Origin of the sequence: Calothrix anomala FACHB-343 (assembly GCF_014696435.1) — a bacterium.
In the GTDB taxonomy this organism is placed as follows: Bacteria; Cyanobacteriota; Cyanobacteriia; order Cyanobacteriales; family Nostocaceae; genus Aulosira; species Aulosira anomala_A.
Window position 1 is genome coordinate 1 of sequence record NZ_JACJQG010000028.1, and the last position, 18,576, is coordinate 18,576.

The 18,576-nt window shown below is 41.0% G+C and carries 20 protein-coding genes; 10 read left to right on the top strand and 10 right to left on the bottom strand.

Annotated elements, in window-relative coordinates; translation table 11 throughout:
• The first annotated feature begins 432 nt into the window (after positions 1–432).
• Complete coding sequence (locus tag H6G08_RS17205; protein ID WP_190545068.1) at positions 433–1,449, top strand: sulfate/molybdate ABC transporter ATP-binding protein; 1,017 nt, start codon at positions 433–435, stop codon at positions 1,447–1,449.
• Positions 1,450–1,793: 344 nt separating this feature from the next.
• Entirely contained in the window at positions 1,794–3,971 is a 2,178-nt protein-coding gene (locus tag H6G08_RS17210; protein ID WP_190545070.1) for a WD40 domain-containing protein, read from the top strand.
• Between the two features lie 240 nt (positions 3,972–4,211).
• Here the strand turns inward: H6G08_RS17210 and H6G08_RS17215 are convergent, their stop codons facing one another.
• The 6 genes from H6G08_RS17215 to psbB all read right to left on the bottom strand — a co-directional run bounded on the left by H6G08_RS17215 (position 4,212) and on the right by psbB (position 9,668).
• On the bottom strand, positions 4,212–4,796 hold the full coding sequence (locus tag H6G08_RS17215) for a Uma2 family endonuclease (RefSeq protein WP_190545072.1): 585 nt from the start codon (positions 4,794–4,796) through the stop codon (positions 4,212–4,214).
• Between the two features lie 40 nt (positions 4,797–4,836).
• On the bottom strand, positions 4,837–5,418 hold the full coding sequence (locus H6G08_RS17220) for a Uma2 family endonuclease (RefSeq protein WP_190545198.1): 582 nt from the start codon (positions 5,416–5,418) through the stop codon (positions 4,837–4,839).
• 132 nt (positions 5,419–5,550) lie between these two features.
• Positions 5,551–6,285: an HAD family hydrolase gene (locus tag H6G08_RS17225; RefSeq protein ID WP_190545075.1), complete on the bottom strand. Its 735-nt coding sequence runs from the start codon at positions 6,283–6,285 to the stop codon at positions 5,551–5,553.
• A gap of 137 nt (positions 6,286–6,422) precedes the next feature.
• On the bottom strand, positions 6,423–7,439 hold the full coding sequence (locus tag H6G08_RS17230; protein ID WP_190545077.1) for a 30S ribosomal protein S1: 1,017 nt from the start codon (positions 7,437–7,439) through the stop codon (positions 6,423–6,425).
• A 461-nt stretch (positions 7,440–7,900) separates the two neighbouring features.
• Positions 7,901–8,005 carry a photosystem II reaction center protein T gene (locus H6G08_RS17235; RefSeq protein WP_071989499.1) on the bottom strand — a complete coding sequence of 35 codons (105 nt, stop codon included), beginning with the start codon at positions 8,003–8,005 and terminating at the stop codon, positions 7,901–7,903.
• Between the two features lie 133 nt (positions 8,006–8,138).
• Positions 8,139–9,668 (bottom strand): photosystem II chlorophyll-binding protein CP47, encoded by a 1,530-nt coding sequence (gene psbB, locus H6G08_RS17240; RefSeq protein ID WP_190545079.1) that lies wholly within the window; start codon positions 9,666–9,668, stop codon positions 8,139–8,141.
• A gap of 317 nt (positions 9,669–9,985) precedes the next feature.
• Here psbB and H6G08_RS17245 point away from each other — a divergent pair, with 317 nt between their 5' ends.
• A complete protein-coding gene (locus tag H6G08_RS17245) occupies positions 9,986–10,174 on the top strand; it encodes a hypothetical protein (RefSeq protein ID WP_190545081.1) in 189 nt (62 codons plus the stop codon).
• A gap of 65 nt (positions 10,175–10,239) precedes the next feature.
• On the opposite strand, the gene H6G08_RS17250 is transcribed toward H6G08_RS17245, so the two are convergent.
• A complete protein-coding gene (locus H6G08_RS17250; protein ID WP_190545083.1) occupies positions 10,240–10,566 on the bottom strand; it encodes a hypothetical protein in 327 nt (108 codons plus the stop codon).
• Between the two features lie 504 nt (positions 10,567–11,070).
• On the opposite strand from H6G08_RS17250, the gene H6G08_RS17255 reads away from it, so the two are divergent.
• The 5 genes from H6G08_RS17255 to H6G08_RS17275 all read left to right on the top strand — a co-directional run bounded on the left by H6G08_RS17255 (position 11,071) and on the right by H6G08_RS17275 (position 14,617).
• A complete protein-coding gene (locus tag H6G08_RS17255; protein ID WP_190545085.1) occupies positions 11,071–11,214 on the top strand; it encodes a hypothetical protein in 144 nt (47 codons plus the stop codon).
• A 10-nt stretch (positions 11,215–11,224) separates the two neighbouring features.
• Positions 11,225–12,880 (top strand): ABC transporter substrate-binding protein, encoded by a 1,656-nt coding sequence (locus tag H6G08_RS17260; protein ID WP_190545087.1) that lies wholly within the window; start codon positions 11,225–11,227, stop codon positions 12,878–12,880.
• 256 nt (positions 12,881–13,136) lie between these two features.
• A complete protein-coding gene (locus tag H6G08_RS17265) occupies positions 13,137–14,162 on the top strand; it encodes an ABC transporter permease (protein WP_096643379.1) in 1,026 nt (341 codons plus the stop codon).
• A gap of 41 nt (positions 14,163–14,203) precedes the next feature.
• Entirely contained in the window at positions 14,204–14,413 is a 210-nt protein-coding gene (locus H6G08_RS17270; protein ID WP_190545089.1) for a type II toxin-antitoxin system HicB family antitoxin, read from the top strand.
• A gap of 3 nt (positions 14,414–14,416) precedes the next feature.
• Entirely contained in the window at positions 14,417–14,617 is a 201-nt protein-coding gene (locus H6G08_RS17275; RefSeq protein WP_242046178.1) for a type II toxin-antitoxin system HicA family toxin, read from the top strand.
• A gap of 28 nt (positions 14,618–14,645) precedes the next feature.
• On the opposite strand, the gene H6G08_RS17280 is transcribed toward H6G08_RS17275, so the two are convergent.
• A complete protein-coding gene (locus tag H6G08_RS17280) occupies positions 14,646–15,914 on the bottom strand; it encodes a tRNA nucleotidyltransferase/poly(A) polymerase-related protein (protein WP_190545091.1) in 1,269 nt (422 codons plus the stop codon).
• A gap of 86 nt (positions 15,915–16,000) precedes the next feature.
• Between H6G08_RS17280 and H6G08_RS17285 the strand changes: the two genes are divergently transcribed.
• Positions 16,001–16,249: a Ycf34 family protein gene (locus H6G08_RS17285; RefSeq protein ID WP_096602505.1), complete on the top strand. Its 249-nt coding sequence runs from the start codon at positions 16,001–16,003 to the stop codon at positions 16,247–16,249.
• Between the two features lie 171 nt (positions 16,250–16,420).
• Entirely contained in the window at positions 16,421–17,086 is a 666-nt protein-coding gene (tsaB, locus tag H6G08_RS17290) for a tRNA (adenosine(37)-N6)-threonylcarbamoyltransferase complex dimerization subunit type 1 TsaB (protein ID WP_190545093.1), read from the top strand.
• 56 nt (positions 17,087–17,142) lie between these two features.
• Here tsaB and H6G08_RS17295 read toward each other — a convergent pair whose 3' ends face one another.
• Both H6G08_RS17295 and petD read right to left on the bottom strand, forming a co-directional pair.
• Positions 17,143–17,580, bottom strand: a complete 438-nt coding sequence (locus H6G08_RS17295; protein WP_190545095.1) for an ATP-binding protein — start codon at positions 17,578–17,580, stop codon at positions 17,143–17,145.
• Between the two features lie 448 nt (positions 17,581–18,028).
• Positions 18,029–18,511 carry a cytochrome b6-f complex subunit IV gene (petD, locus tag H6G08_RS17300; RefSeq protein WP_096643383.1) on the bottom strand — a complete coding sequence of 161 codons (483 nt, stop codon included), beginning with the start codon at positions 18,509–18,511 and terminating at the stop codon, positions 18,029–18,031.
• Positions 18,512–18,576 lie beyond the last annotated feature (65 nt).

Genomic DNA, 18,576 nt, shown 5'->3' on the forward strand with positions numbered 1-18,576 from the left:
TCCCAACAAATCGCCTTGAAGAAAGATAAACCTCTATGGTTACGCTTGGTTTTTAAACTAAACTGTTTAGTTTGCACTTGGTAACAGCTTCGCCAGCTCTTCCCCAAAAACCCAAAAAAAGCGATCGCGAGCAATGGTAATAAATCTTCCTTCAACAGTAATGACGGTACTTACTGCGTTGATTGCGCGGATTTAGGCTGCAATTGTGCTGAATTTGTGAGCATGAGTCCTGATTGTAGTGTCCTTGATTGTCATGCTTTAGATTGCAGTGCTTTAGATTGTAGTGGTGCTGATTGTAGCTTCCTGGATTGTGGTAGCTGTGGCTAACTAAATAATTTTATTTTTCAGTAGTTCAAAAGTAATGGTCTTATGGTATATATGTAATACGGTAATCCTAGCAATTATTCGTAGATTATTGGCAGGGGAAGAGCAGTGGGCATATTAGTTGAAAATGTATCCAAGAATTTTGGAAGTTTCCAAGCTATCGATCGGGTAAATTTAGAGGTAAAAACTGGTTCTCTTGTTGCCTTGCTTGGCCCATCAGGCTCTGGGAAATCCACCCTGCTAAGGTTAATTGCAGGCTTAGAGTTACCAGATAGTGGCAAAATCTTTTTAACCGGTAAAGATGCCACCTATCAAAGCGTGCAGGATCGCAATATTGGGTTTGTTTTCCAGCACTACGCTCTATTTAAGCATAGGACTGTACGTCAGAATATTGCTTTTGGCTTAGAAATTCGCAAGGTTCCCGCCAAGAAAATTCAAGGGCGGGTAGAACAGTTACTAGAATTAGTACAATTGACCGGATTAGGCGATCGCTATCCTTCACAACTTTCTGGCGGACAAAGACAACGGGTAGCTTTAGCTAGGGCTTTGGCTGTAGAACCAGAAGTGTTATTACTGGATGAACCCTTTGGGGCGCTGGATGCGAAAGTGCGGAAAGATTTACGCGCATGGTTACGCCGCCTCCATGATGAAGTTCATGTTACCACTGTTTTCGTTACCCACGACCAAGAAGAGGCAATGGAAGTCTCCGACGAAATTGTGGTGATGAATAAAGGGCGCGTGGAACAAGTAGGAACTCCAGAGCAAATTTACGATCATCCTGCTAGTTCCTTTGTGATGAGTTTTATCGGCCCGGTAAACGTGTTACCTAGTTCTTCGCGGATTTTCACAAGCAGCGAATTTGAAGTTCCCCATCCAGAAGTATTTTTACGCCCACAAGATGTGATTGTCGAGAAACATGCCAACGGTGCAACTACACCAGCAACCGTGAGCCGAGTAATACATTTAGGCTGGGAAATTCAAGTAGAATTAAGCTTAGATGAAGGGCAAGTGGTGATGGCGCATTTAACACGCGATCGCTATAAAGAATTAGAATTAGAACCACAACAACGGGTTTATGTCAAGCCCAAGGATGCTAAATCTTTCCCCTTGTCTTATTCGATTTAAAGAGACTTAGTTTTAATTCCCACATTTTTGTGCATATTCCGCCAAGAACTGAAGTTCTTGGCTCATAGCTGAAGTCCACTCAAGTGGACTGAGGATGAAGTTTAGTCTACTTCAGTAGACTTGAGCTATGAGGCTGGGAATTCATTCCTAGCCGGAATAACAACGAAGCGGGAGATTAAAAAGATATGGGTAATGATTAGGCTAATCCTGAGGGCATGATTTTTAACCTAAAAATGGCTGTAAATTCCAGATAAATCGCCGCTACCCGTCAATTTTCAGAGACATTGAGAAAATTAAAGGTTAAAACAGATACAAGTATTGATTTTCTCAATGTTTAAAATTGTATGGGATTTAATATCATCGGTGCAGTAGTCAACTTTGTTATTCCTGCTGCTGAAAAAATTATTTCAGCATTTATTGACCATAAATTTAGTAAAGAAGATAAACGTAATCTACCAGTAAAAGTTCAAGAAATTAGACAAGATCAGCGTATAAGACAGGCAGAAATAGACTATTATAACCGTCGAGAAGTTAGAGAAAAAGAATTACTACAAATTCAAGAATTACGCCTCAAAGCAGATATACAAATTGCAGCCGCAAAAGCAGAACGAGAAGAAAGGGCGCTGCAATTAAAGCAAGAAGAATTAGAAGACAAGCGCAAGTTAAGCGCCTTGTATTTAGATTTAGTTCGCGAGAAAACAGCTAAAGAAATTGAACTCCAACAAAAGGAAATTCAAGCGATTTTTGACCAACAAAGGTGGCCTGGTGTTTTAAGTCGTGATGAAGCCCAGAGAATTTTTATTGATGAACAAAAGAAACCACGCTTATTAATGTTAGTTCCACCACCAGATATCAGCGAGGATTTCCCGATATCATTTCGCGACAGTTTGAATAAAGAAATTCGCAATCAATTAAAAATATTTTTAGAAAAGTATTATTCACTTCAGGGTGATTTATGCCCAGTGGAATTTTACGGTAAATATTTTGAGCGTTCGGTATTCGATGCAGAAATTAAGCAGTTAGAAACAATTTTATCTGCTGTACCAACAGCAATAATTTACACGGATGTTACAGACCACGAAGTTTATTTTAATGTTCGGTTTTGGGGATTGCAAGAGCCAGTATCTTTATCTTTTGAACCTTGGAATTGGGAAGAAGTCAAAAAAGAACTTGAAGAAGCTGGTAATGATGAAAAACAAAGTCTTCGGGTAATTAGACAAACAATTGTCACTTTACATAAACTGTTAGCAGCCTTTTTAGCTGATTGGTATTATCTGAATATTAATCCAAATTATGAACCTCAGTTATTTAACATAGAGTCAGATATCCCTGACGAGTGGAAATCAACGCTTATTGAAAAACTGACTTCTATTAGGCAACAGTATAGAGAAATTTATGACAATGAGTTGAAAGCACTAGCAGATTTACCAAACCAAAAAACTCAAATATGCCAGAGAGAAGTTGATAAAGATGGGGAATTCCAGAAAATACATTATCCAAGAAGAAAAAGGTTGGATTCTTCCTCCTCTGCTTCCTCTACCTCCCCTGCCTACACAGCGATGGGAGATTTTTTTAGTTGGAAGTTCCATAAGTTAGAATTACAAGCAGATTTGCAAAACAAAAAAAATCAGATATGGCGATGTATAAAAACTCTTTCTGGGCATAGTCATTGGATTAATTCTGTTACCATAAGCCCTGATGGTAAAAAATTAGCTAGTGGCAGTGGAGATGGTACTATAAATTTGTGGAATCTAAGTAATGGTCAGATTATCACTACTGTGAATGGGCATTCATATCCAGTTAGATCGGTTGCTTTTAGCCCTGATGGGCTGATTCTTGCGAGTGGTAGCAATGATAATACAGTTAAACTCTGGTCTTCTATCACGGAAAATGCTTTTGTAAGTAAGATTTTAACAGGACATTCAGATAATGTGATTGCAGTCGCCTTTAGCCCTGATGGTACAATATTAGCTAGTGGTTGTGCAGATACAACAATTAAAATATGGGATCTAAAAAATAATCAGTTAATTTATACATTCTATGGACATAAATACGCTGTTATGTCTGTTGTATTTTCTGTGAATGGAGAAACATTAATTAGCGGTAGTATTGACGACACTATTAAGATATGGGATTTGAAAACAAAAGCAGTCATTCATACGATTAAAGCAGACTCAAGTTCAGTTAGAAGTGTTGCTATTAATCCTGATGGTAAGATTATTGCCAGTGGTCACTTTAACGAGACTGTTAAAATTTGGGATCTTCAAACTGGGAACCTTATCCACACATTTACTGGGCATATAAATACTGTTAGCTCAGTTGCCTTTAGTCCTGATGGGAAAACTTTAGCTAGTGCCAGCGTTGATAGTAAAATTAAACTTTGGCATTTAGGCTCAAAAGAGTTGATAAATACTCTTTCATTACATGCATCAGATATAGGCTCAATCGCCTTTAGTCCGGATGGAAAAACGATTGTTAGTGGTAGCAAGGACAAAACAATTAAAATTTGGCGTTGTGAGTAATATTGAGAGGGGTATGACAGAGCTATTTTTCATGTAGAGTTATTGAGAGTGCGATCGCTCTTTATTAAGACTCTCTCAAAAATTAAGGATAATTGTAGGTTGGGTTGAACGAAGTGAAACCCAACAAACCCCTGGAAATGTTGGGTTTCGTTCCTCAACCCAACCTACGCAGCTTAAGGTTTTTGGCACTGACTGAACTGTATTTTAATGTAGAGTGATTGAAAGTGCGATCGCTCTTTATTAAGACCCTCTTAAAAGTGGTAACATTTCAGCGATCGCAATCTGTAAATCAGGAAACTGTAGAGGCGAAATAGTCTCATTTTCTGCCAAAATCACTTCACTTTGATAGCCATCTTCAGTTGGTTCTCGAAATACATGTAATTGACGCCCAATTACATCTAATACCCAATAATCTGCAATTCCTGCTTTTGAATAAGCTTTTCCTTTAGTTTCACAATCTAGTTTAAGACTGCTATCTGCTACTTCAATAATTAGATAAACTTCTGAAGGTGTAGGATGATGATCTGCATAGTCTAGTGGGTCTATTTTAACTACAGCAATATCAGGTTCTGGTTCAGACCGTTCATTTAACTTTACTGGATCTTGAATCGATACCCAAGCCCGATTTGCTAATCTATTTTTTAATAAATAATCTGTCCTCCCCAGAGATGAACGATGGGCTGTCCCTTTTGCAATCATCCAAATAATCTTTCCTTCTAAAAGTTCTACACGTTCATCATCAGCGAAAATTCCAGCCTCAGCCATTCGGTGGTATTCATCCACAGTCCACAGGCGAAGCTGTAATGTTGTGTCTGTGTTTTGCATGGTTTGTTTAGCAAAGCTGAAGGTTAATTAATATCCTATTTTAATCCTGAGTTACTGCATCAAATAGTTGTGATACTTTGACATTCATTTGATTAAATTGTGGAGAGAGAATCACTTCATCACCTGAAAAGTTACCCACCTCAGTGTAAATATTTCCAGTTAATTCTAAAACCAAGACAGTTTTATTTTCAGGGTCAATGATCCAATATTCAGGAATTCCACAATCTTGATATTGTCCGCGCTTGGCAATAAAATCTCTATCTCGTTGTAATTCTCCTGGACTGACTACTTCAATTACTAGTAGTGGAGGTAGCATTGATAAGCGAATAGTATTACGTTTTGCTAATTGCTGAATATGTTCTTCCCGAATAATAGTCAAGTCAGGATAACGGTTTCTGGGTTCTCCTCTAACTTCCAGTTCTAAGCCATGTCCTCGAACTCGATCAATTCCTACAATCATTGCAAAAATTAAGAAAAGACGATTTGCAATCTGAACATTAGTTCCAGATTCTGGAGGCATCTCGATTAACTCTCCATTAAACAATTCATAGAGTTTTTCTGTGCCATCATCATAAGATAGGTATTCTTCAAAGGTTTGAAATTGATGTTTAACTGGTAGCATCATAGTTTCTCATGATGAGTTTTAATGTAAGTTTAGCGGATTTCTCTCAGCCGTCTCATGAATACTATTCCAAATGACTATTGACTATTGACTATTGACAATCCCCACCAGTTAGCATTTGCCTCGCCCTACTTAAACCTCAATAATTTGAATTTCATCAAGCCGATTAATTACCACATCCGCACCTTGGACATGATCTAATTTATTAATCCAAGTAATCCCAATACTACCTGCGGCTTGAGCATTCTTTGCCATTTGCATATCACCGACAGAATCACCTACCATTAATGTAGCGCTTGATTCTACTTCTAAGGCTTGGCAAGCTTGTAAAAATAGTATGGGATCTGGTTTACTCGGCCCTTCATCTACTCCCTTTTCTAGCTGGATATAATCGCTTAGTTGATGATGTGCGACAAAGTTTTGGACTTCTTGAGTTGTGGCTGCTGAGACAATACCGAGTTTTAATCCTGCTTCGGAAAGTAACTTCAACACCTCCACGCTACCTGCAAATAGTGGCGAAGGAGTCTGACTGATGTATTTCTCGGCTTCATCCAAGGCTTGACGGGCAATTTTTAAAGATTCAAACCATCCCTTACCAGTTTCCGCAATATATGCGGCGGTGGCGATTTCTGTTTCGCGGCGACTGGCGACTGACATAATACCTGCTGGATCGAGGCTATTTCCATTGACACCAAAAGCCATGAGTAAGGGTTCGCCAATACCAGGGAATTGTGCATCTACTAACCTGGCTGTTCTTTGAGCGAGCGATCGCAAATACGCTTCTGAATCTTCTAGAGTACCGTTTTTATCAAACAAAATCGCCTGAATATTGGTAAATGTGATATTTCTACATTTAATAGTTACCAAAATCTTCACCCCTGGATATCAATAAAAAATTTCTAAAAATCACAATTTAGAATTGCTATAATCCCATAAAAAAAGAGGGAAAATCCCCCTTTTTGCAAAACTTTCATCTTTTTAATTACAGACAATATAGAAGTGTATTACTCTTCAATAGCTGCTGGAATTTCTTCTTCAATAGCTGCTGGGATATCTTCTTCTGTTGCTGAAGGAATTTCTTCTTCAACTACAGCATCAGCAGCAACAGCAGTGATACCTTGTTGTTTTGCTAGCAACTGTTCGCGATATTTAGCAGCCATTTCTTCTGCTTTATCGTAAACCAAATCGCGGTTCTTAATCATGTCACCTGGTTCTGGTTCCAGCTGCTTAGTTGATAAGGAGATCCGACCTCTTTCTGCATCTAAGTCAATGATCATCACTTTCACTTCATCATTAACATTAAATACACTGTGAGGTGTATCGATATGCTCGTGAGAAATTTCCGAGATGTGTAATAGACCGCTCACACCGCCGATATCAATGAATGCACCGTAGGGCTTAATACCGCGCACTGTACCAATTACAACTTCACCAACTTCGAGGCGGTTCATCTTCCGCTCAACTAGCGCCCGACGGTGAGACAGAACTAAGCGATTACGTTCTTCATCTACTTCTAGGAATTTTAATGGTAGTTCTTCACCTACCAATTCTTCTTTGGGTTTACGAGTGCTGATGTGGGAACCGGGAATAAACCCGCGTAATCCCTCAATCCGCACTAATGCACCACCACGGTTAGTAGCAAATACACCAGAACGAACTGTAGCATCTTCAGCTTGTAGCTGACGTACACGCTCCCAAGCCCGCATATATTCAATCCGACGAATCGAGAGAGTCAACTGACCATCTTCGTTTTCGTCGGTGAGAATGAAAAATTCCCTTGTTTCGTTAGACTGTAATACTTCTTCCGGGGCATCGACCCGGTTAATTGACATTTCTTGTATAGGTATATATGCTGCGGTTTTAGCACCTATGTCAATCAGAGCGCCGCGCGGCTCTATACTGAAAACGGTTCCTGGTACAATATCGCCAGGGCTAAAGTGGTAATCGTACTTATCAAGTAGAGCAGCGAAATCTTCGTGAGTAAATCCAATTTCTGTAGCGGTTAAATTCTGATTGACCATGCTAATTTGTTCCTGGTTCTAGTCTCCGTAATTTTTTGTCGCAAGTGGAATTATTAGACAAGCGCTTATCTTGCTAGTCTAAACCTATTTCATCCTAGCGTAGAAAAGCTAGTAACAACACATATTAACTTCCAGATAGAAGATTATATCATAATGCCTGATGACAAGTCATTTATCGGAAGTTGGTGTTTATCGTCCAGGGTTTTTCACCCTAAGTATTCATAATTCGTTATCAAATTACTCATAATTAGAGTCTTTGACCCAGCATCTAGCTTACACCAAAGTCTTCCCCAATTATTCAGGATTATCAGGAATTATCGCTAATTAAAGTAATGGCAGATAGTTTAATTTTTACTCGGCAAACTAATTCTCTAGGCTTTAAAGCTAAATATCTGCTGATACTACAAAGTTACCAGCAGATATTTAGCTTTCGATGGTATTAACAATCTGGGAATAGCGAACTAGTCGTCTTTTTTCGCAATTCGGGGGGGTTCACGAAATGCGATCGCAAAGAAGAGAACTCCGATACACAGAGTGAAAATTAAGATGTACGCAACGCTTTCCATATTACAAGTTCCTGCCTATCCAGCCAGTAATATTATTGTAGCAAGCTAGGGGATTGGGGACTGGGAACTAAGTATTAAGTACTGAGAAAACACTTTTCTAGCCCTGGTTCCCCTAGTCCCTAGTCCCTAATAACTAGAGGGCTTCCTTACGGCGGGTTGTCTTATCACCCACTTTCTGGAATAGACCCCACTCTACTTGCTCTTCTAGATCCGCTTCCACACCAGCGAATACATCGCGGTAGATGGTACGTGAACCATGCCACAAGTGACCAAAGAAGAATAACAGAGCAAATACAGCGTGTCCAAAGGTAAACCAACCTCTAGGAGATGTGCGGAATACCCCATCAGAGTTCAAGGTTTCCCGGTCGAATTCAAATATTTCGCCGCCTTGAGCCTTACGGGCGTATTTCTTCACATCGGCGGGATCTGTAAATGTTTGACCATTCAAATCGCCACCGTAGAAGCTAACGGTTACACCAGATTGTTCAAAGCTATATTTGGATTCTGCCCGACGGAATGGGATGTCAGCGCGGACGATACCATCTTTGTCGGTCAAAATAACTGGGAAGGTTTCAAAGAAGTTGGGCAGACGACGCACGGTCAATTCTCTGCCTTCAGAATCTTTGAATACTGCGTGACCTTGCCAAGATTGGGCAATACCATCACCCTTAACCATTGGCCCTGTACGGAATAAACCGCCTTTAGCAGGGCTGTTACCAACGTAATCGTAGAAGGCCAGTTTTTCAGGAATTTGTGACCAAGCTTCAGAAAGGCTGGCACCATTAGCCACGCTGGTTTGAACGCGGCGATTAATTTCTTGACGGAAATAGCCTTGATCCCATTGGTAACGGGTAGGGCCAAACAGTTCAATTGGTGTAGCTGCGTTACCGTACCACATGGTACCAGCGACTACGAAGGCAGCAAAGAATACCGCAGCAATACTGCTAGAAAGTACGGTTTCAATGTTACCCATCCGTAGGGCTTTGTAAAGCCGTTCGGGTGGTCTAACTGTGAGGTGGAATAAGCCTGCAATAATGCCGACGATACCAGCAGCTATATGGTGAGCAACAATACCACCAGGATTAAAGGGGTTAAAGCCACCTGGCCCCCATTCGGGTGCTACTGGTTGGACGCTACCTGTAACTCCAAAGGCATCGGAAACCCACATACCCGGGCCGTATAGTCCAGTGAGGTGAAAAGCACCGAAGCCAAAACAGAGTAAACCAGATAAAAATAGGTGAATGCCAAACATTTTTGGCAAGTCGAGAGCAGGTTCACCAGTACGAGGATCTCTAAAGAGTTCCAAATCCCAGTAAACCCAGTGCCATACGGCTGCTAAGAACAACAAACCAGAAAGGACAATGTGAGCAGCAGCAACGCCTTCAAATGACCAGAAACCAGGATCTGTTGCGGGAGCGCCAGTAACGCTCCAACCACCCCAAGATTGAGTGACGCCCAAACGTGCCATGAAGGGTAACACGAACATCCCTTGACGCCACATTGGGTTAAGAACCGGATCGCTGGGGTCATAAATAGCTAGTTCGTACAATGCCATCGAACCAGCCCAGCCTGCCACTAGAGCTGTGTGCATCAAGTGTACAGAAATCAGTCGCCCTGGATCGTTCAGAACGACTGTGTGTACTCGGTACCAGGGTAGTCCCATCGACTACGCTCCTCCTCGATGAGTTAGTTTACAAAGCAATTTTCTTACGGAAGTTATGGGCGGCAAAATTTACCGCTCTTGCTTCTCTGTTGTTTTTGTTATTGCCAGGGTATTTCTTACCACAGCCTAGTCTTATTAGACAAATAGTGTGGTTGCTCTGGCAGTGCTGACACGCTGGGCGCTCTTTACCCGTTTGGGTAGCGATCGCTCTATGATTTTTCACTACCTAAAAGTTCTCTTACGAAAACTCTTCCTGATTCTTGGAGAATCAGCTAAATGTCTTGAAAGACATTTGGGTAGTTAAGCGTGCTAGGCAAGTGCCAAGCAAAAATGAGAATATTTTAAAAAGTGTAACTATTGATGGAACGCTTTGCAAGCGTGTAAATAGATGCGATCGCGTAGCATCTATGATATTTTTCGCTACCAATCCCGGTCATACATCTAATTTACGTATTCTTCTGGAGGAATCGAGAAGGGGACAAGGGGGACAAGGAGGACAATTGTAGAGACGCGATTCATCGCGTCTCTGCCCAATGCCCAATGCCCAATGCCCAATGCCCCATGCCCTAATTTACTGCGCGAAGGCTTGAATGTTGTGCAGCTGACATTTGGCTTCAGCAGTACCCAAGCGTTCGATTACCTGTTCTGCTGTGATCAAACGCTTCAGCACTACTTGTCCGATGGTGGTATTTGTCGGTGCGGCTGTTGTTGGCTTTACTTCTACGGTTAAAACAGCTTCTTCTACACGATATAGCCACAACAACTCGTTATTTTCTACCAAACAAACATTCAGTTTCTGAATATCCGGTTGGCGACGCCATGCGGTGATTTGCCAGAGTCCATCAGACGCCCAGACTCTAGAAACTGTCCAACCTTCCGAGAGGAAAAAATATTTCACGTTCTTAGTCTCACTATTAGACTATTAATCCTGCTGATTACGATATCGCGATCGCCTTCCGGGCTGATGTATATTGCGCAATATTATTGTCAGCAAAGCTAGGCAGTAAATGGCTGATTTTTGATTGACACTACTTGGCCTTTGCTCAAGGCTAAACTATCTCAAATATTTTGGATCGCTTCTCACCGTGACGACAAAATCAATTACTGTTGTAAATCTTAATAAATGTCTATTTTTCTACTCAAGTTAATCAGATTTTCAAGTGGGGCATTGGGCATTGGGCATTGGGCATTGGGCATTGAGCATTGGTAAAAGTTTCAAGGGTATTTACGTTTTGTAATACTTATTATTTCAAGACAGTCAATCACGAGAAAATCTCACAACCAAACATAAAAATCTCTTACCTAACCCCTATTTTCAGGCTAGCCATTCACGCCAGGTTTTGGCACAACCAAGCATGAAAATCTGTCTTTCCCCTGTCCCATACCCCATGCCCTATGCCCTATGCCCAATGAGTCAAATCCGCAATTATCTGGGTATTTAATCTCAGGATATGGATTTTTGGCGGATTTTTGTCGTAAAGATTGCTATTTTTATGTAGGCAATTCACCAACGTATAGTAAAATGACTCACCGCCTACCTCAATAATTTTCCAGATATGACCAGGTTTACCTTATCAGTTAGACGATGGAGACGGATGACGCAATTCCTGTCTTTATTCTGTCTATGTTTAGTTTTGGTTGTGAGTTGCGCTCCTCGTCAACAAACATCCACACCAAATAATCCTGGAACTCCGGCTACAGGTACAGGTGATGGACGGATTACTATCGGGACGACAAGCAAACCCAGAACTTTAGATCCGGCTGATGCTTATGAATTGGCATCGTTGGGTTTAGTGTTTAATATGAGCGATCGCCTCTATACTTATGAGCCTGGTAGCACAGAAATTAAACCCCAACTGGCGACAGCATTACCCAAAGTCAGCGCAGATGGTTTAACCTACACCATCCCCTTACGCCAAGGAGTCGTTTTCCATGATGGGACTCCCTTTAATGCGGAAGCAATGGCCTTTACTATCAAGCGCTTCATTGAAAATAAAGGTAAACCTTCCTTTTTACTAGCTGATATTGTCGATTCTGTCACAGCTGCATCTGAGAACGAGTTAACTATCAAGCTGAAAAAACCGTTTGCGGCGTTTCCTTCACTACTGGCGTTTTCTGGTGTATGTCCAGTTTCACCAAAAGCTTACGAAATCGGTGCGGGGAAATTTAAGCCGGGGACATTTGTGGGAACCGGGCCTTATAAGTTAGCCCAATATGGTACTGATTCCTTAAGATTGGATGTGTTTGATAAATATTGGGGCGAAAAACCAGCGAATCAAGGAATTAACGTCCAAATTCAAACTAGCCCAGTGAACTTGTTTAACGCCTTCCGTACAGGTGCAGTTGATGTAGCTTATCTTTCTTTACAGCCCGATCAAATCCGTAACTTAGAAGAAGGGGCGAAGAAAGGAGATTGGCAAGCGATTAGCGCTCAAGGTAGTGTAGTGAGTTACATGGTTTTGAACCGGAATCAGAAACCGTTGGATCAACCAGAAGTCAGACAAGCGATCGCATCCTTAATCGATCGTCCACTGTTAAATCAGCGCGTGTTGTTTAATCAAGCCGATCCGCTTTACAGCATGATTCCCACCACATTTAATGTGTCTGCGCCTTTATTTAAAGATAAATATGGTGATGCTAGCTTTGATAAAGCGAAACAACTCTTAACTGGCGCTGGTTTTTCTAAAGAAAATCCCGCCAAAGTACAAGTTTGGTATCCTTCAAGTTCTGCTACTCGCAGTTTAGTCGCCCAAACACTCAAATCACTAGTCGATCAAAAAATGGATGGAATCTTGCAATTTGAAATTAGTACCGTAGAAGGTGCGACTTTCTTTAAAGACATTAGCAAGGGTTTATATCCAGCCGCTTTACTTGATTGGTATCCAGACTTTTTAGATCCTGATAATTACGTGCAACCATTCTTATCTTGTCAGAAAGGTTCTGTTGCTAAAGGCTGTGAAGATGGCGGCAGTCAAACTCAAGGTTCTTTCTATTACAATGAAACCATCAATAAGCTCATCGACCAACAACGCAAAGAACAAAAACCAGAAGCACGTAAGCAAATATTTACCCAAATTCAAGAACAGGTAACAAATGATGTGCCTTACGTTCCCTTATGGCAAAATAAAGACTATGTTTTTGCACAAAAAGGTGTGAGTAACGTCCAACTCGATCCCACGCAAAATTTAGTTTACAAGCCAATTAAAAAGTAGTTTTTAGTCAATAGTCCAAAGTCAATAGTCAACAGTCAAAGGGAGCATCTCGCTTTTTTAATCAATACCCTCAAGGGTATTGCTACACAAACAAAGCCTGCCTACGCAGGCTAGCAACAGTCATAGCCTGCGTAGGTAGGCTTCGTATTATAGCCCCAGGCTTACAGCCTGCGGGCGTTTATCTTGACAAATGACCAATGACCAATGACTATTGACCATTAACTATTGACGATTAACCATTGACTCTTAACTAAATATGTCTCGCTCCAAAGCTCTACAATATTACATAGTCTCCCGGTTACTTTTAGCACCACTTCAGCTATTTACAATTGTCACGATTGTATTTCTCTTATTGAGAGCTACACCAGGAGATCCAGCCGATGCAATTTTAGGTGGGCGTGCGCCAGAAAGTGCAAAGGCGGAACTGCGTCAACAATTGGGTTTAGACTTACCTTTGTGGTTGCAATATTTAAATTATTTAGGAAATTTACTGCGATTTGATTTAGGAACTTCTTTAACTAGTCGGGGACAAAATGTAGGAGAAATTATCGGACAATATTTCCCAGCGACAGTAGAGTTAGCTGTATTTAGTATGGCAGTGGCGCTGATTGTTGGTATTCTCGTCGGCACACTTTCCGCTTCTCGTCCGGGTACAGTTGTGGATGTGGGAGGACGTTTATTTGGCATAGTAACTTATGCACTCCCAATGTTTTGGGCGGGAATGATTCTTCAGTTAATTTTTTCAGTACAACTAGGTTGGTTTCCTAACTCTAATCGCTTTCCGCCGAACCTTACCGCACCCACTCATATTACTGGTTTGTATACTCTTGATAGTTTACTTGCGGGTAACTTCAGTCATTTTTTCATAGCATTGCATCATATTGCCCTTCCTAGCTTAACTTTAGGTATTTTATTAAGTGGAATTTTTGAGCGAATTGTCCGCGTTAATTTAAAGCAAACTCTACAAGCAGATTATGTAGAAGCTGCTAGAGCCAGAGGTATTCCTGAAGGTAAAATTTTAGTTGCCCATGCTTTAAAAAATGCTTTGATTCCAGTAATTACAGTTTTGGGGCTAACTTTTGCTTCTTTATTAGGTGGAGCAATTTTAACTGAAGTCACATTTTCTTGGCCTGGGTTAGCTAATAGATTGTATCAAGCGATCGCGGATCGCGATTATCCCATTGTCCAAGGCGTGTTGGTATTTTTCGGCGCGATCGTTGTTAGCGCCAGTATTTTAATTGATATTTTAAATGCTTACGTCGATCCGCGAATTCGTTATTAGTATTTTTAGATATCAAGCAAAATCTTGGGAAGTTAATCAAGATGAAAATTTTTACTGCAATCATCGAGCGAGATACAGAAACAAATCTTTATGTAGGTTATGTTCCCGGATTTCCAGGAGCGCATTCTCAAGGCGAAACATTAGATGAATTACAGCAAAATCTGCGCGAAGTAATTGAAATGCTTTTAGAAGATGAAAATATTTCTTTAACTACTGAGTTTGTGGGTACGCAGCAGATTGTGTTGCAATAAATTATGAGTAATATTCCCATATTGAAACCACAAGAAGTTGTACGTATTCTAGAAAAATTAGGTTTTGTGGAAGTGCGTCAAAGGGGTTTACATAAACAATTTCGTCATGAGGATGGACGTGGAACAACTGTTCCGTTTCACAAAGGCGCGATATTTCACCAAGGTTACTACGTCAAATTGCTAGCGATATTAATGTCACAGTAGAATAAATGTTGGAGTTGCTTTAAAGTTACTAAGCGATCGCACGAGCGGCAAAAGCGATCGCTTCTTCTGGAGTAGATATTTTTCCTTCAGCCTGAGCTATGGCAATTTCTGTAAGCAATTTACCAATTAATGGCGACGGAGAAAGATTTAATGCTATAATAATCTCCTTCCCACTCACAATTTGAGCGGGATGAGCGACCAGATCATCAGGGTTCAGGTAGCGGCCGATTAAAGGTGCGTAAACGCAGAGCGATTTATCTCCAGATATCGCCCCTACCAGATTATCAAAAGCTAAGGCCAGCGCTACAGCAGTACTAAATACAGTGCCCGCTTCCTGAAAGAAAAAATACTGTTCTCTAATAGACATATCAGGTGTTTTTAGCCTTGGGAACAGTCTGAGGGCTGTAGTCACAGATTGGATTTCGGCACGGCTGTAGGTGAGTTCCGTTAGCTCAATTTCCGCAGCTTCTGGATGAGGGTGGACAAGACAAGCAAGTTTCGCGATACCTAAGCGCGTGGTTTTGATAGTATCGCGGATGTATTGTTGCAGTTCAACCCCCAGAGGTTGCCAATTTTTGGCAATATATTCGGCGGCTTTGTCAACTGTGGTGAGTTTCTCAAAGCTTTGGCTGGTGGCGTTTTTAAAGAAAGGTGTGAGTACACCATCTAACCAAGCAGAGGCGATCGCATGATTACCTTGAGGACTTGCTAACAAATAGCCAATCTCTACCCTAACTCGTTCTGCGGCTACTGTGGTGATGTGTGAAGCTAAAGAACGTATTGTTTTCTGGGTATTGGGTTCGATAGTAAAACCAAGTTGGGCTGATTGTCGATAGCCTCGCAGTAAACGTAAAGGATCGTCTTCTAGATTTTTTGGCGAAACCATCCGCAAAACTCGCGTTTCTAAATCAGCCAAACCTTGTAGCGGATCGATAATTTCTTGACTATGGGGATTATAGGCGATCGCATTCACGGTAAAATCTCGCCTGTGCAGATCGGTTTCTAAACTCGCGCCTTCCTGTTGAGCAATATCAACTGTAGCGTTGGGGAAGACTACACGCGCAATTTGTCGTTGCGGATCGAGAAGAACAAAACCTGCTTGATAATGATGCGCGATCGCGCGTGCTACCTTAACTGCATCTGTAGGAATAACAAAATCTAAATCTAAGTATTCCCGACTTCTACCTAATAAAGCATCCCTAACCGCACCACCTACCATATATGCTGGTTGTGGTAATAAATCTATGCTAAACGGCCAATTTTCTGGAGCTAAGGTAGAAGAAACTAAATTATGCATTGTAATAAAAATCAACCCAGAAACTAGTGAATATAACTTTGGCTTAAGCTAGATTAACAATAAAGGTTCCTGGAGTTGGCTCTATTATGTGTATTTGCGTGAATTGCCACTATGTAGACCGATGTTTAACCTATCATGCCGTAGAAACGCAGCATCAACAACCCCATTTAACAGAAACACCCACTTTTGACCCCAATGAACCCTCAATCAATGTCAATATCCGCACTAAAGGGGAAATCATTGAAATGGAATGGGATGTAGTCGGTTGTCTCAGCTTTAAGCAAGAAACTGGTAAATGGGCGAAATTGCGTCCGGGTGAACTAGTCCCAACCTGACGATGTGATGAAGTATAAGCTTTTATGGGGCGAGGAGTTTGGGAATATTTGTAAATTTGCAGATATTTCCCATCCACTCGTTCTTCTACGCTGTAACTTAATTTTTTGCTTCAGTTGACTTTTAAATATGGTTTTTTCTAAAGTGATAAAAGCAACATATTTAAATTTATTTTGACTACTGAACTAGAACATCTCGCCGTTACAAAATACGGTTTGGCACTGCACACCACAACACCTGAATTAGGTTTAGCAATTAATAATTTTGCAGGTGACTCTCGCTCTGGGGTATGGAATTTAGGGCGTGATTTATCTAGCCTGATACATCAATACTTAATTGAATTTATTCAACCACAAACTTGGTCGGATTTGGCATTTCTGGCAGTCGCCAAAGGGCCTGGTGGTTTTACAGGTACGCGGATTGGGGTAGTTCTCGCACGGACTTTAGGACAACAGTTAGAAATTCCGGTATTCGCGGTTTCTACTTTAGCCGCAGTTGCTTGGACAGAAATTAGTAGAAATCAAAATGCTGATGCGATCGCTATTCAAATGGCGGCGCAAAGAGGTCAAGTTTTTGGCGGGATTTATCAACTTCAGCCCGATAATTTAGGATTAACAGCTTTATTACCAGATACAGTATTTACACCAGAAGCTTGGCAAGAAACTCTAGCAAATTGGCAGACTAATTATCAATTAATTGAAGCTAAATCTGACTTAGCAGCCACAGTCACTAGCATTTTGTCACTAGCTTACCTAGATTGGCAACAAGGTAAGCGTCCTCATTGGGCAGAAGCTTTGCCTTATTATGGTCAACATCCAGTAGAGAATGTTAACTGTTGACGGTTGACTATTGACTGTTGACTGTTGACTGTTGACTATTGACTATTGACTATTGACTACTGCTCTGTCGCATGTTTGACAATTACCAAACAATTTCGCCCATCGGAACCACGTTCGTAAACCACACGATCGGCTAGGCGGCGTAGGAGAAACCAGCCGTAACCGCCTACTTGAAGAGTACCAGGTTTTGGTTCGGCGATCGCATCTGGATTAAAAGGTTGCCCATAATCCCAAATTCGCATTTCTAGTTTGTCCATCCACAGACAAACTTCAATCTCGATAATTGTGTCCGGCGGTAAAGCAGAATGCGCATGACGAACTGCGTTAGTAAAGCCTTCTGCTAACGCCAAGTTCAGCCGATAGAGTTGGTTTTCTAACCAGCTTATTTCCGATAAATTTTGCCGACAGAATTTTTCAAACCATTGTTGTACTTGGTTTAAGAGCTTAAGTTCGCTCTTCACCGTCAGATGGTCTCGCTGCACTATGCTAAGCATTGACCGTGACTTGAATTATTTAATAAGTGAGGATTTGTTGACAATTTATATTTTTGATCTTCCTGGGTTTTGATATTTTGGTAGAGCAGGTCAAAGGGATTGTGGATGGAGTTAGCAGCCAAAAAAAATTGATAATTGGCTATCACACCGGACATATTTTAGTACATTATCCCAGTACCAAGGAAGAGTAGTATCTGAATAAATCAACATCAAGAAAATCAAGATATTGTGGAAGATTGCTGATTAAAAGCCAGTTAAGTTTAAAACTAAATATTTAAGATGCAACCTAATATATATAAATTGACGCCTGTGAATTATTTTTCACAAGCATATATTACGAAAGTTATGAACTATAACTGCCAGCTAATATAGGCAGATTGTCATACATCATACATTCGTTACATGCAAGGGAAAATCACAGGCGTCAAACTGCTGTTTGGTGACTAATTTAGAACAAGCCCAAAGTCAAAGATTTGTCTAAAGGTAAAGCAGCACCAATACCTAACCACAGAGTTACAAGTGTACCAAAGAGGAACACTGTGGTAGCAACGGGACGACGGAAGGGGTTTTGGAACTTGTTAACGTTCTCAATAAAGGGAACGAGAATTAGTCCCAGTGGTACTGAAGCCATCGCTAATACTCCTAAGAGTTTGTTAGGAAGCGATCGCAAAATTTGGAATACAGGGTACAAGTACCACTCTGGTAAAATTTCCAATGGTGTCGCAAAGGGATTTGCTGGTTCGCCGTTCATGGCGGGATCTAGCACTGCTAGAGCCACGACACAAGCGAAAGATCCCATGATTACCACTGGAAACACATACAGTAGGTCATTAGGCCAAGCTGGTTCGCCATAGTAGTTATGGCCCATACCTTTAGCCAGCTTGGCTCTAAGGATAGGATCGCTGAGATCGGGTTTCTTCTGTGTTGCCATTTTTAAATATGCTCTCCTGCTTAAGTTGAGTTAAAGCATTTGTAAAAGCCATCAGCTATCAGGTA